The 13,118-nt window shown below is 73.4% G+C and carries 11 protein-coding genes and 2 pseudogenes; 4 read left to right on the top strand and 9 right to left on the bottom strand.

Annotated elements, in window-relative coordinates:
- Nucleotides 1-420, bottom strand: a pseudogene (locus tag EBN88_RS23575) (M56 family peptidase); the annotation flags it as partial.
- A 6-nt stretch (nucleotides 421-426) separates the two neighbouring features.
- Nucleotides 427-825 (bottom strand): BlaI/MecI/CopY family transcriptional regulator, encoded by a 399-nt coding sequence (locus EBN88_RS23570; RefSeq protein ID WP_122399084.1) that lies wholly within the window; start codon nucleotides 823-825, stop codon nucleotides 427-429.
- Between the two features lie 157 nt (nucleotides 826-982).
- On the opposite strand from EBN88_RS23570, the gene EBN88_RS23565 reads away from it, so the two are divergent.
- The 3 genes and pseudogenes from EBN88_RS23565 to EBN88_RS32070 all read left to right on the top strand — a co-directional run.
- Nucleotides 983-1,558 (top strand): TerD family protein, encoded by a 576-nt coding sequence (locus EBN88_RS23565; RefSeq protein ID WP_122399083.1) that lies wholly within the window; start codon nucleotides 983-985, stop codon nucleotides 1,556-1,558.
- Nucleotides 1,559-1,789: 231 nt separating this feature from the next.
- The gene (gene tatA, locus EBN88_RS23560; RefSeq protein ID WP_122399082.1) at nucleotides 1,790-2,065 is read left to right on the top strand and encodes a Sec-independent protein translocase subunit TatA; all 276 of its coding nucleotides are present in this window, start codon (nucleotides 1,790-1,792) and stop codon (nucleotides 2,063-2,065) included.
- Between the two features lie 455 nt (nucleotides 2,066-2,520).
- Nucleotides 2,521-3,009, top strand: a pseudogene (locus EBN88_RS32070) (peptidylprolyl isomerase); the annotation flags it as partial.
- Between the two features lie 76 nt (nucleotides 3,010-3,085).
- Here the strand turns inward: EBN88_RS32070 and EBN88_RS23550 are convergent.
- The 4 genes from EBN88_RS23550 to EBN88_RS23535 all read right to left on the bottom strand — a co-directional run bounded on the left by EBN88_RS23550 (nucleotide 3,086) and on the right by EBN88_RS23535 (nucleotide 8,760).
- A complete protein-coding gene (locus EBN88_RS23550) occupies nucleotides 3,086-4,108 on the bottom strand; it encodes a hemolysin family protein (RefSeq protein ID WP_122399080.1) in 1,023 nt (340 codons plus the stop codon).
- The gene (locus EBN88_RS23545) at nucleotides 4,105-5,517 is read right to left on the bottom strand and encodes a hemolysin family protein (RefSeq protein WP_122399079.1); all 1,413 of its coding nucleotides are present in this window, start codon (nucleotides 5,515-5,517) and stop codon (nucleotides 4,105-4,107) included. The genes EBN88_RS23550 and EBN88_RS23545 overlap by 4 nt, the downstream gene beginning before the upstream one ends.
- Before the next feature lie 207 nt (nucleotides 5,518-5,724).
- Nucleotides 5,725-7,137, bottom strand: a complete 1,413-nt coding sequence (locus EBN88_RS23540; protein ID WP_233580879.1) for an aminopeptidase P family protein — start codon at nucleotides 7,135-7,137, stop codon at nucleotides 5,725-5,727.
- A 207-nt stretch (nucleotides 7,138-7,344) separates the two neighbouring features.
- Nucleotides 7,345-8,760: a PP2C family protein-serine/threonine phosphatase gene (locus EBN88_RS23535; protein WP_233580878.1), complete on the bottom strand. Its 1,416-nt coding sequence runs from the start codon at nucleotides 8,758-8,760 to the stop codon at nucleotides 7,345-7,347.
- 503 nt (nucleotides 8,761-9,263) lie between these two features.
- Between EBN88_RS23535 and EBN88_RS23530 the strand changes: the two genes are divergently transcribed.
- Complete coding sequence (locus tag EBN88_RS23530; RefSeq protein ID WP_122399076.1) at nucleotides 9,264-9,953, top strand: bifunctional DNA primase/polymerase; 690 nt, start codon at nucleotides 9,264-9,266, stop codon at nucleotides 9,951-9,953.
- 280 nt (nucleotides 9,954-10,233) lie between these two features.
- On the opposite strand, the gene EBN88_RS23525 is transcribed toward EBN88_RS23530, so the two are convergent.
- The 3 genes from EBN88_RS23525 to EBN88_RS23515 all read right to left on the bottom strand — a co-directional run bounded on the left by EBN88_RS23525 (nucleotide 10,234) and on the right by EBN88_RS23515 (nucleotide 12,762).
- Entirely contained in the window at nucleotides 10,234-11,211 is a 978-nt protein-coding gene (locus EBN88_RS23525) for a DUF5926 family protein (RefSeq protein WP_122399075.1), read from the bottom strand.
- 47 nt (nucleotides 11,212-11,258) lie between these two features.
- Nucleotides 11,259-11,651, bottom strand: a complete 393-nt coding sequence (locus tag EBN88_RS23520) for an ATP-binding protein (RefSeq protein WP_325052781.1) — start codon at nucleotides 11,649-11,651, stop codon at nucleotides 11,259-11,261.
- 307 nt (nucleotides 11,652-11,958) lie between these two features.
- The gene (locus tag EBN88_RS23515; protein WP_122399074.1) at nucleotides 11,959-12,762 is read right to left on the bottom strand and encodes a glycerophosphodiester phosphodiesterase family protein; all 804 of its coding nucleotides are present in this window, start codon (nucleotides 12,760-12,762) and stop codon (nucleotides 11,959-11,961) included.
- Between the last annotated feature and the right edge of the window lie 356 nt (nucleotides 12,763-13,118).

Genomic DNA, 13,118 nt, shown 5'->3' with positions numbered 1-13,118 from the left:
CACGGCGTAGGCGTAGGGCCGCCCGTCCGGCAGCAGCGCCGGGTTGGCGTCCGCCGGCAGCGCCGCCAGCGCGCGCCGCAGCCGCCGCCGGGTCAGCGCCCGGCGCGCCAGCGCGACGCCGACGGCCAGCAGCGTTCCGCCCAGCACCAGGACGGCGACCTCTCCCAGCACGGCGTCACCGGGCACCGCCGCCCGCACCTCGGGGTCGGACCAGCCGTCCGGCAGCGGGTTGCCCGGCAGTTGCGCGGTGCCGACGACGGCCAGCAGCCCCAGCGAGAGCGTGCTGCACCCGGCCAGCAGGGCCGCGACCCAGGTCAACATCCGTGCGGCGGCGCGCGGATGGGACTGCTGCTCGGCGAGCCTGGCGATCGGCAGCGCGGTCAGCGGCGCCACCAGCGGAAGCAGCACGATCCACCCCACGGCCGCTCACTCCGTCCGGTGCCCGGGCTCGGAGCCGAGCAGCCGGCGCAGCAGCCGTTCGTCCTCGGGGGAGAGCGTGGTGACAAAGCTCGCCAGCACCGCGTCCCGGTCGTCCCTGCCCTCCAGCACCCGCCGCATCCGCAGCGCGGCGAGGCCGGCGTCGTCGGCGGCCGGCGTCCACAGGAACGAGCGGCCCGAGCGCTCGCGCCGCACCGCGTGCTTCTCGTGGAGCCTGGTCAGGATGGTGATCACGGTGCTGTAGGCCAGCGCGTCCGGCAGCCGTTCCCGCACCCAGCCGGCGCTCACCGGGCCCGGGGCCAGCCGCAGGGTGGCCAGCACCTGGGCCTCCAACTCGCCCCGCCCGCGCTTGCGTTGGCCGCCACCCGGCTCCGCCGTCGCACCCACCGCCACCACCACTCCCCGCTGCTGCCAGGGGTCATCGTAACGACGCCCGGGTATGCCCCGTTCAGGCCGTCACCGACCTTCTACAGTGTTGTAGATTTTCGAAAGCGCCCACGGTGCGCCGGGGCGGGGGCAGGAACAGCTAGTTCAGGAGGAGAACGTGGGAGTAACCCTTTCCAAAGGAGGCAATGTCTCGCTGACCAAGGAGGCGCCGGGGCTGACCGCCGTCCTGGTCGGCCTGGGGTGGGACGTGCGCACGACCACCGGCACCGACTACGACCTCGACGCCAGCGCCCTGCTCTGCGGGGAGAACGGCAAGGTCGTCTCCGACAGTCACTTCGTCTTCTACAACAACCTGACCAGCCCGGACGGTTCGGTGGAGCACACCGGCGACAACCTCACGGGCGAGGGCGAGGGCGACGACGAGACGATCAAGGTCAATCTCGCCACCGTGCCGCCCGAGGTCGACAAGATCGTCTTCCCGGTCTCCATCCACGACGCCGACGCCCGCCGGCAGAGCTTCGGCCAGGTGCAGAACGCCTTCATCCGCGTGGTCAACCAGGCCGACGGCGCCGAGATCGCCCGCTACGACCTGAGCGAGGACGCCGCCACCGAGACCGCGATGATCTTCGGCGAGCTGTACCGCAGGGGCACCGAGTGGAAGTTCCGCGCGGTCGGCCAGGGTTACGCCTCGGGCCTCGCGGGAATCGCCAGCGACTTCGGCGTCAACGTCTGACATCGGCCGGTATCAACCGATATCGGTGACCGTTGAATGGTTCCGCCCCGTTTCCCCTCGCCGCCGCGTCGTGATCCACGGTGATCCGTCGTAGTCCACGGTGATCCACGGTGATCGCGATGCGGCGGTACGGAAACGGATACGGGCCAAGGACTTCTGTTCTCTTTACTTCCGGCGCGCTACCGTGGCGGAAGGTGTGGAACCTGCTGAATCGTCCTCGGAGGTTGGACCATGGGCCAGATCGGAATCAGGGAGCTGCTGCTTCTTCTCGTCATCGTGCTGCTGGTCTTCGGGGCCAAGCGCCTGCCCGACCTCGCCAGGTCGCTGGGCAAGTCGGCGCGCATCCTCAAGAGCGAGACCAGCGCGATGAAGTCTGAGGGAGCCCAGGCGTCCTCGACGGCCAAGCCCGAGGAGACCCCGGCGCCCCGCACGATCCAGGCGGCGCCCGGCGATGTCACCAGCGCCCGCCCGGTGGACGAGCCGAAGCCGACCACCCAGCAGGGCTGACCGGCCGGGCGTCCGTCGCGCCCCGCCCCGTTCGTCGGACCACCGTCACGAGACGCCCCGCCCCTGACCGGTGCGGTTGGGGGCGCGTCCGCCCGTTCCCCGGCCGCGCGCCGCGCCGGGAATCGTTTTCCCCCTTCCTCGCCGGGGCCGATGAGGCGCCCGTGGGGCATGATGAGCCTGTTTTGTGTTCCCCGGGTTCGTCCCCCCGCGACTGGAAGGCACCTCGCATGATCCGCTCTCCCCGGCGCCTGGCCACGGCGCTGCTCTGCCTCGGACTGCTGGCCGCGTGCGGTTCGGAATCCGCCGACGGCGAGGGCGGCGAGGAAGGCAACGGCGGCGGGAGTTCCGTCGCCGAGTCGACCGAGCCCACGGAGGCCGCCGAGCAGGAGGAGGGCCAGGGCAACGGGGAGGCCCTCCAGGGTCCGGCCGGGGTCGAGCCCACCGACGCCACCAGCGCCACGCTCCACACCAGCGAGGGCGACATCACCGTCACCCTCTTCCCCGACGAGGCGCCGCTGACCGTCACCAACTTCGTTGGCCTGGCGGACGGTTCGCTGCCCTGGGAGGGTCAGGAGGACGGCGAGCCGCTCTACAACGGGACCATCTTCCACCGGGTCATCGACGGCTTCATGATCCAGGGCGGCGACCCGCTGGGCAGCGGAATGGGTGGCCCCGGGTACCAGTTCGAGGACGAGTTCGACTCGGGGCGCGCCTTCGAGGAGCCCTACCTGCTGGCCATGGCCAACTCCGGCCCCGGCACCAACGGTTCGCAGTTCTTCATCACCGTGGAGCCGACCCCGCACCTCAACAACCTGCACACCATCTTCGGTGAGGTCGCCGACGACGAGAGCCGCGCCGTGGTGGACGCCATCGCCGGCACCGAGACCGGCCCCAACGACAAGCCGGTCCAGGACGTGGTGATCGAGTCGATCAGCGTCGGCTGACGCCGGAGGCGAGACCCCGAGGGCCGTGGCATCGCGTGCGATGCCACGGCCCTCCCGCCTGTCGGCGGCGGGCGCGTCAGCCCGCCGGCTGCGGTGCCATCAGGCGCACCAGCAGGTCGTCCAGGCTGATCAGCCCGGTCAACCGGCCCTCGGCGTCCCGCACCACCGCCAGCGAGGCCCGCCGCTGCCGCAGCTGCTCCACCGCGAAGTCCACGGTGTCGTCCGCGGTCAACTCCGGCACCGCACGGGCCAGTTCACCGGCGGTCACCCGCTGGCCCCTGGCCCTGGCCACCACCGCGTCCCTGGCGTGCACCGAGCCGACGACCCGCTCGCCCTCGGCCACCAGCAGCCGGGTGTGGTCGCTGGCCGATGCGGCGGCCAGGATCGTCTCGACCGACGCCGACGGGGGCACCGAGACGATCTCCCGCGCCGGCACCTGGAACGCGCCGACCGGCGACTGCGGCTCGGTCAACGAGCGCGTGATCAGCCCAGAGTCCGCCTCGCTGATCAGCCCAAGCCGCTGCGACTCGGAGACCAGATGCGTCAGCTGCTCCCGGTCGTGGACGCTGGTCAGCTCCTCGCGCGGGGTGACCCGGCAGAGCCGGACCAGCCCGTTGCTGATCTTGTTCAGCACCCAGATCAACGGCCGCACCGCCCGCACCATCGCGCGGAACGGCGGCGCCAGCAGCATCGCCGACCGCTCGGGGTGGGAGATCGCCCACGACTTGGGCGCCATCTCGCCGACCACCATGTGGAGGAAGACCACCACGAACATGGCGAAGACGAAGGCGATGCCGTAGGACAGCCCGCTCGGCAGGCCCAGGCTGTGCAGCACCGGGTCCACCTCGTGCGAGATCGCCGGCTTGGAGATGCTGCCCAGCCCCAACGTGCAGGCCGTGATGCCCAGTTGGGCGCCCGCCAGCATCAGCGACAGCTCGTGCATCCCGGCCAGCGCCGCCCTGGCGCCGCGCCGGCCGTCGGCGATCGCCGCCTCCACCCGGTGCCGCCGGGCCGCCACCAGGGCGAACTCGGCCGCGACGAAGAAGCCACTGCCGATCAGCAGCACCACCGTGACCAGGGCCGCCATCCCGGGGCTCACGACGGCTGCCCCTCTCGCTCACGCTCGGGCGCCGGCACGCCGGCCGCCTCCGCCGTGACCCCGGGCGCCCCGACGGCCTCCGCCGCCTCGGGCTCCGCCTCGGCCACCCACTGCTCCAGGCGTATCCGCGCGGGAACCCTGCGGTCCAGCGCCAGCACCTCCAACGTCGCCCGCCGGCCGTCGACCAGCGTCACCTCGATCCGGTCCCCCACCTCGGGGAACCGCCCGCAGTGCTCGATCACCAGGCCGGCGACCGTCTCGAACGACTCGTCCTCGGGCAGCGGTATCCCGGTGGCCTCGGCCACCTCGTCCACCCGCCGGCCCGCGTCGACCAGCCAGCCGGTGCCGTCCCGCACCGCCAGCTCCTCGACCTGGTCGCTCTCGTCGGCGATCTCGCCCACCAGCTCCTCGGCGATGTCCTCCAGCGTGACGATGCCGGCGAGCCCGCCGTACTCGTCGAGGACCACGGCGAACTCCTCGCCCGCGGCCTGCATCTGCTCCATCGCGCCCGGCAGCGGCAGGGTGTCGGGCAGCAGCACCGCCCGCCTGGCCAGCGCGCCGGCCGTGCGGCGGGCGATCCGCTCCGGGGTCAGCCGCATCAGCTCGCGCACCCCGACCACGCCCACGATGTCGTCGATCCGGTCGCCGATCACCAGGTAGTGCGAGTGCCCGTGGTCCCTGATCAGCTCCACCACCTGCGCGGCCGGCGCGGTGGCGCGCACCGAGTTCACCTCGACGCGGGGCACCATGACCTCAGCCAGGGTCCGCTCGGAGAACTCCAGCGCGTGGTCCAGCAGTTCGGCCGTCGCGCGCGGCAGCTGGCCGTGCTCGTGGGACTCGTCGATCAGATGGCCCAGCTCCTCCAGGGTCGCCCCGTGGTGCAGCTCCTCCACCGGCTCGATGCCGACCCGGCGCAGCAGCCGGTTGGCGGATGCGTCGAAGACGCGGATCAGCGGCCCGGCGACCCGCAGATAGACCAGCGTCGAGGCGGCCAGGCTCTTGGCCAGCCGCTCCGGCACCGCCAGCGCCAGGTTCTTCGGGGCCAGCTCGCCCAGCACCATCTGGATGGCCGTGGCCAGCGCGAAGGCCAGCGCCAACGCCACGCCGCTGACGGCGGCGTCCGGCAGGCCGAAGCCGCCCAACAGCGGGCTGAGCAGTGCGGCGAGGGCGGGCTCCGCGAGGAAACCGACGATCAGGCCGGTCACGGTGATCCCGAGCTGCGCTCCGGAAAGCATGAACGACAGCCGCTCCTGGACCTTCATGGCCCGGGCGGCCCGCTTGTCGCCCCCGGCCGCCTCACGGGCGAGGACCAGCCGGTCGGCCGCCACGTAGGCGAACTCCTGGGCGACGAAGTATCCGGTGCCCGCCGTCAACACCAGGACGGCGAGAAGACCGAGTGCGGCACTCAACTGACACCACCTCGCCGTGTGCCGCGATGCCTCAGATGCGGGCGAGGTGGTCCGGGACTATGCCCGTCGGGGTCCGTCGGTTGGGCGGACACAGCTCTCCTTTCGAAGGTGGGTGCCACGGTCAACGCGTGGGCGCGCGCCCGTGTTCCCAGGCTGTACCCCAAATGGCCCCCTTGACACCTGGGGGCCGACTTGGGTGGGTCTCGCTCATCCGCGCAGCTCGGCCATCCACGCCTCGACCTCGGCGGAGGTGCGGGGCAGGGTGGCGGAGAGGTTCACGTTGCCGTCCTCGGTGACCAGGATGTCGTCCTCGATCCGGATGCCGATGCCCCGGTACGCCTCGGGCACGGTCAGGTCGTCGGGCTGGAAGTACAGGCCCGGCTCGACGGTCAGGCACATGCCCGGCTCCAGGGTGCCCTCGACATAGGTCTCCCTGCGGGCGGCGGCGCAGTCGTGGACGTCGAGCCCCAGCATGTGACCGGTGCCGTGCAGCGTCCAACGGCGCTGGAGGCCCAGTTCGAGAACGCGTTCCACCGGCCCCTCGATCAGGCCCCACTCCACCAGCCGCTCGGTGAGCACCCGCTGGGCCGCCTCGTGGAAGTCCCGGTACTTGGCGCCCGGGCGCACGGCCGCGATGCCGGCCTCCTGGGCGTCGTAGACCGCGTCGTAGATCTTCCGCTGGAGTTCGGTGAACCGGCCGTTGATCGGCAGGGTGCGGGTGACGTCCGCCGTGTACAGCTCCGTGGTCTCCACGCCGGCGTCCAACAGCAGCAGGTCGCCGTCGCGCACCGGGCCGTCGTTGCGCACCCAGTGCAGGGTGGTGGCGTGCGGCCCGGCCGCGCAGATCGAGCCGTAGCCGACGTCGTTGCCCTCGACCCTGGCCCTCAGGAAGAACGTTCCTTCGATGTAGCGCTCCGAGGTGGCCTTCGCGCGGTCCAGCACCCGCACCACGTCCTCGAAGCCGCGCGCGGTGGCCTCGCAGGCGTGCCGCAGCTGGGCGATCTCGAAGTCGTCCTTGACCAGCCGCATCTCGGAGAGGAAGACCCGCAGCTCCTCGTCCCGCTCGGCGGTGACCTTGTCGGTGAGCGCGGCCTCCACGCCGGCGTCGTGCCCGCGCACCTGGCGGACCGGGCCCTTGGCGTTCTTCAGCAGCTCGGGAACGGTGCGCACGTCGGCGACCGGCAGGCCGTGCAGCGCCTCGGCCTCGGTCAGGCTGTCGCGCCGGCCGACCCACAGCTCGCCCTGGCCGCTCAGCCAGAACTCGCCGTTCTCCCGGTCGGAGCGCGGCAGCAGATAGAGGGTGGCCTGGTGCCCGCTCTCGCCGGTCGGCTCCAGGACCAGCACGCCGTCCTCGGTCTGGTTCCCCGTGAGATAGACGTACTCGACGGCGGCGCGGAACGGGTAGTCGGTGTCGTTGGAGCGGGTCTTGAGCCGGCCGGCCGGGATGACCAGCCGCTCGCCGGGGAAGCGGGCCGACAGCGCGGCGCGACGCCTGGCGGTGTGCTCGGCCTGCGGGATCGGGGAGAGGTCGCGGCGCTCGGTGTCCGCCCAGCCCTGCTTCATGTTCTCGGCCAGCTCGTCCGAGATCGCTGGGGTGACGCCGTTCTTCCGTTCCTTGATCGGCTTCTCCGCCGTCTCGGCGGCGCCCTCGGTGGGCGCCTGTGCCGCTTCCGGCTCCTCGCCGGTCGTCGGCTCGGTCCTCGCCGCCTGCTCTTCCGCCACCTCGGGCCTCCTTCGCGGCCGTCCCGCGCCCGCGTTCGCGCGCGCGTCTGATACTGGCCGGTTTCCATCGTAGGTCGACCCCCCCCGGCCGCGACAGCGTGGTGGTCAGTGGAATCGGGCCGCCAGCAGCACGACGTCGCCGTGCTCGCCGCACGCCCCCGGCCCCGCAGCCCCGCCGGCGCGGGGCGCCGGCAGCGCGGTCAGTAGGTGGTCGACCAGCGCCTCGGGGTCGGCGCTGACGGCGGCCGGGGCGGCGAGGGCGGCGGCCCGCAGCCCGGCGAAGGCCGCGTCCAGCGGGCCGCCGGCCCGCCGGAGCAGCCCCTCGCTGTACAGCAGGACCGTTTCGCCGTGCCCCAGCTCCAGCTCCACGCTGGGCGCCTCCCAACAGGCCAGCATGTTCAACGGCGCGGAGAGTGTGGTGTCCACATAGCTCGCGCGCCCCCCGGCCAGCAGCAGCGGCGGCGGGTGTCCGGCGGAGGCGAGAACCAGTCGGCGGGCGGCGGGCTCGGCGTAGCCGAAGAGGGCGGTGGCCGGGCGGCCCGGCTCGGTCAGCCGAAGCAGCAGCTCCAGGTCCGACAGGACGGCCACCGGGTCCTCGCCCTCCATCACCGCGTAGGCCCGCAGCCCCGCGCGCAGCCGGCCCATCGCGGCGAGCGCGGCGGGGCCCGCGTCGGACGAGGCGCCGACGGCCAGGCCGAGGCCGCCGTCCGGCAGCGGCAGCGCGTCCCAGCAGACCTGGCCGCCTCCGGGCGTGGCCAACTGCCGTGCGGCCAGGGTGACTCCGGCCATCCGGGGCAGCCGCCCCGGCAGCAGCCCGTCCCGCACCGTGGCGAGCGCCTCGTTGGCCCGGGCCAGCTCCTGGCGGCCCGCGATGTGCCGGGCGGCGTGCCGCAGATAGCGGCCCAGCAGCCGCCGCTGCCGGGGCTCCGGCTGGCCGGGGCGGTCGAACAGCCAGAGCGCGGCACCGAACGGGGCCGCGGCCTCGGCGGTCAGCGGCAGCGCGTAGCTGGCCGAACAGCCCAGCCGGGCGGCCACCGCCCGGTGGCGCGGGTGGAGCGTCTCGGCCCGCGCGATGTCGTGGTGGCCGATCTCCCGGTCGGGCTCGCCGGTGGCCCCGACGGCCTCGTCGAGGAGCCGGGCGTGGCAGGCGGAGGCGCGGGGGACCGTCTCCCACTGGCCCAGCTCGGCCCGGTCCAGGCCGAGGCCGAGCAGCCGTTCGCCGCCGCCGGGCCGGCCGTCCTCCGGCTGGTCGCGCAGCGCCAACAGCCCCCGGCGCGCGCCCAACAGGCGTGCGCCGGCGCGCAGGGTCTCGTCGACGGCCTCGCGGAGCGTGCCGGTGCGCCCAATACGCTCGGTGAGCGCCTGGAGGGCGGTGAGGTCGGAGATCCAGCCGGCCAGCCGGTCCTCGGGAGGGCCCGGGTGGGGCACCGGGGCGGCGACGCCGGCGGCGGGGCGGCCGTCGGGGGGCGGCGGCTCGGGAGTGTGCGACACCGGGGCGAGCGCGGGGTGGATTCCAGCCACTTTCGGCGACGGTGGCGAGGGAGGCGACGGTGGGGTGCTCATGTGTGGGGGCTTTCGTCGGGGCGCGCGTTCCGCGCCACCGTCGCGAGTCCCCGCTGACGCCTGGTCGGAGGGCCTGGCCCAGGTGCACGCGGCGCGGACGAGATGTCCGCCTGTGTCCTGCCGTGTTGGATGATGCCCAGGTGCCCCCGGCGTTCGGCGCGCGACAGGCCGAGCCGTGATCGGTTTGGCAAGAACTGGCGGAGATTGGCGGAGATTGGCGAAAAACAGCGGGCGCACGCTCCGTCGCGCGGTCCACTGAAGCGACCCCACCCGAACGTCGAGTTGAACGGCCGGGGTGCATACTGGGTACATATCGGAACGGATCGTTGAGTTCCGTCGTCCTACCGAAAGAAGGCGGCCAGGGCGAAGGCCCCCCGCCGGTCGCCCACGCGACCCGCTACGTACGGTGATCTGAGTTCCACGTGAGGCCGAGTGACCCGCGAAGGAAGGGACGAGCGCTGATGCGCGAGATCCTCGGAGAGCGACGCACCGACGACGACGACAACGGCCTGGGTGGGAACGCCCGTTGGGCCGGCCTCGGCTGGGCCGCCCGCGAGGCGGCGCTGGCGGCGGCCGCACGCGGCTGGCCGGTCCTCCCCGGGGTGGGCGCCACCCCCAACGGCGCCTGCCGCTGCGCCCGGCAGGACTGCCCCGTGCCCGGCGCCCACCCGGACGGCCCCGAACTGCTGGCGGCCACGGCCGATCCCCGCATGACGCGCTGGCGGTGGACCGTCCGCCCCTGGGCGCCCATCCTGCTGGCCACCGGCGGCCGCGCGCCCTGCGCGGTGAGCCTGCCGGCGGTCGCCGGGCCCGAGGCGCTCGCCGCGCTCGACCGCGCCGGCCTCGGCAGCGGCCCCGTGGTGGCCACGCCGACCCGCTGGGCGCTGCTCGTGCGGCCTTACGAGCTGCCGGAGTTGGGGGAGCTGCTCTACCTCCAGGACGAGGTGCCCAGCTCGCTGCGGTTCCACGGCCACGGCGGCTATCTCCCGCTGCCGCCGTCCGAGCTGGGCCGTGGCCCGGTGGCCTGGGTCCGCGAGCCGGCGCGCGCCGGCTCGGGCGCCGGCGTGCTGCCCGGCGTGGCCGAGCTGATCGAGGTGTTGGTCGACGCCGGGCGGAGCGCCCCCGACCAGGGCAGCCGGCTGGCGTACTGAGCCGGGCGGTCGGGGAGCGCGTTCGGCGCGCGGACTTCGGGGGCCGGACCAGCGGCGGGCCGGCGGCCGGGCCGGACGTGGCAGCGGGGGCCGACCCAGAACCGGCACAGAAGAGGACCCGATCGCTGGCGACGGGGGATGCACCAGCGACCGGGCCCACTTGAGAAGGTAACAAGTCATCGGGGATTCGCAAATCCCGCGATGGCGACCTCAGGGCCTAACTCGCGATATCCGGGGCGAGTTGTGACTGGAATCACTCGTGTGGGCGCGGCGTCGCGCGTCAGTTCAACGTGATCTGACGGTTGGTGAGACCACTCCTCGCGCGCCGCTCGGCCGCCGACAGCGGCGTCCGCGTCGCCAACGCTTCGGCCAGCCGCTCGCCGAACGCCGCCGCCGGCTTCTCGCACTCGTCGGCGCCCATCGCGCTCGGCAGGTCCCACACCGGAACGGTCAGCCCGTGCGCGCGGAACGAGCCCACCAGCCGGGTCTCCTCGCCCAACGAGGAGGCGCCACCCGCGTGCAGCCGCGCCAGCGCGTCCAGCAGCTCGTCCTCGGGGTGCGCCATCACCCACCGCAGGTGGTTGCGCTCCGGGGTCTGGCACCAGTAGGCCGCGTCCACGCCGGTCAGCCGGGCGGTGGGCGTTGCCGCCTCGTTGGCGCGCTCCAGGGAGGCGGCGACCTCGGGGGTGGCCGCGCGCACGTCGTCCAGCCAGAACTCGAAGCCCTCGCGCACCTCGGGAACGAACGGCGCGTCGAGGTCCAACAGGTCCTGGAGCCTGGGCCCCTGGGGGTCGGTGCGGCCGGCGGGGACCGGGTTGCCCGGCTCGGTGGTCAGCGCCCGGCCGAGCACCTCGGCGAGGTCCCGGCTGAGGTCGCCGGTGGCGGTGTCGTTCTGGATGGCCAGCAGCACCGAGCCGTCGTCGCGACGCAGCGCGGGCCAGGCCATGGGGAGCACGGTGCCCAGGGTGACGGACGGCACGTCGGCCGGCAGGCCGTCCCTGAGGACCAGCGGGGCGGTCGCCGCCGGAACCAGCTCGCGCAGCGCGACCCAGTCGCACTCGCCCGGCAGCCCCTCGAAGGGCCGGCGGACCAACTCGGTGGCGGCCTGCGCCGCGGCTCGGCCGTGACATGCCTTGTACCGGCGGCCGGAACCACACGGGCACGGCTCCCGCGCGCCCACGACGGGGATCTCGCCCGAGGTGGTGTCGGGCCTGGTCGCGGCGGCGTTCTGGGGGCGGGGTCGGCGCTTCTTCGCCATGACGGACGGCTCTCCTGCGTGCGTTGGGCTCTGGTCGTCCGGCGAGCCTAGCCGCCCGGCGCCGCCAGGACCGCCCACACGGTGACTGCCGAACCCGCGCCGGTCTCCCGCACGCCCCAGGAGCGGCAGAGCGAGGTGATGATGGTCAGCCCCCGGCCGCCTCGCGCGGTCACCGAGGGGGAGCTGAGTCGGGGCCTGGTCGGCCCGCCGCCGTCGGTGACGGAAATGGTGAGCGAACCGTCGGCGGCCTGGCACCAGTCCGCCCTGATCGACTGCCCGTCGTCCAACGGGCGCGCATGTCGGTAGGAATTACTGAGGAGTTCGGAAAGGATCAACGTCGCATCTTCGATGATCGTTTCCTCGGTGCCATTCTCCCGCAATTCCGATCGCAATCGTCGTCGTGCGATCCCCACGCCGGTAGGGCCGTGGAGCACCGCCATTGACGACGTCCTTGGCACTTGCTGTGTGACCACGAACGCCACCCCCGGAACCTCCTTTTGCCCCACGCCACAGGATCGATGCCCTGCGGGAACACACCGGAAACCGGCCACGTGAGATCCGTTGACGTACTCGTAATGATCGGATACGAAGCGAATGCGCCGGGGCACGCGGGGTAAGAACGACGGATCAAGGAGGCGCCCGTTCATAGGCGTTCGCCGGCGTTCATCGTTGTTCATTGCCGTTCACTGCGGCACTTCGGGTTTACCGCGAGGTTGTCCGGGATCGCGTCTCTTCGCGCGCCCCGGTTCAGCCGAGATCGGCGAGCTGTTCCCGCACGGTGCGCGGGCGGTTGGTGATGATGGCGTCGACGCCCAACTCGGCGCAGAGTTCCACGTCTTCGGGACGGTCCACGGTCCACACGTGCACCCGGTGGCCGGCCGTCCTGGCCCGCGCGACATACCCCGGGTCCCGGCGCAGCATCCGCACGCTCGGCCCCGCGATCCCGACCCCGGCCGGCAGCCGGCCGCCCCGGTGGCGCGGCAGCGCGAAGTGCATCAGGAAGACGGTGGGCAGTCCGGGCGCCGCCCGGCGCACCCGGTGCAGCGAGCGCGCCGAGAAGCTCATCACCCGCACCTCGCCCGGCACCGGATGGCGGTCAAGCAGCGCCAGCAGCCGTTCCTCCACCTGACCCGCCCAGCGGGTGGGGTGCTTGGTCTCGATCGCCAGGTCCACCGGCCGGTCCGCCGAGGCCACCAGGCGCAGCAGCCGCTCCAGGGTGAGCACCGCGCTCCGCTCCGGGTCCACGGTGTCCGGCGCCTCGCCGGCCGGGCCCCCGGCCACGGGCCGGCCGGCCGCGAAGTCCAACTCGGCCAGCTCCGCCAACTCCAGCGCCGAGACGGCCCCACGGCCGTTGGACGTCCGGTTGACGCGGCGGTCGTGCACGCAGACCAGATGGCCGTCGGCGGTGAGCCGCACATCGCACTCCAGGCCGTCCGCGCCGTCCTCGATCGCCCGACGGTAGGCGGCGAGGCTGTGCTCGGGGGCGTCCTCCGACGCCCCCCGGTGGGCGATGACGGCGATGCGCCGAGGGTCGGCTCTCACCCGCGCCATGGTGTCATGGACGGGAAGGAACCGGACGCGGAACGGAGCGGCACGGAAGGGCGCGGTCGTTTACGCCCGTCTGACAGGGCATGGGCAAGACTGCGGTCACAGGCTGCCCGAGGCAGCGTTCCGCGTTTTCGTCAGACGCCCCCTAGGAGAGTGCAGTGAGCACCGAGCACGAAGGTCCCGGCAGGCCGGACGGGCCGGCGGACGGTGCGCCGGAGCAGGCGGCCCGGTCGGTGGGAGAGCGGCCGCCCGCCGCGCCCGCTCCTCCCCAGCCGCCGGCCGGCGGCCCTCCCCTCCCGACCGCCGCCCCCGCAGGGCCGCCGCCCCCCGCCTCCGGCGGCTCGGCCCCACAGGCCCCA

The sequence above is a fragment of the Streptomyces triticirhizae genome (assembly GCF_003696235.1).
Lineage (GTDB): Bacteria > Actinomycetota > Actinomycetes > Streptomycetales > Streptomycetaceae > Streptomyces > Streptomyces triticirhizae.
Note: the sequence above shows the minus strand (reverse complement) of the source record. Positions and strands in the feature narration are given on the sequence as shown.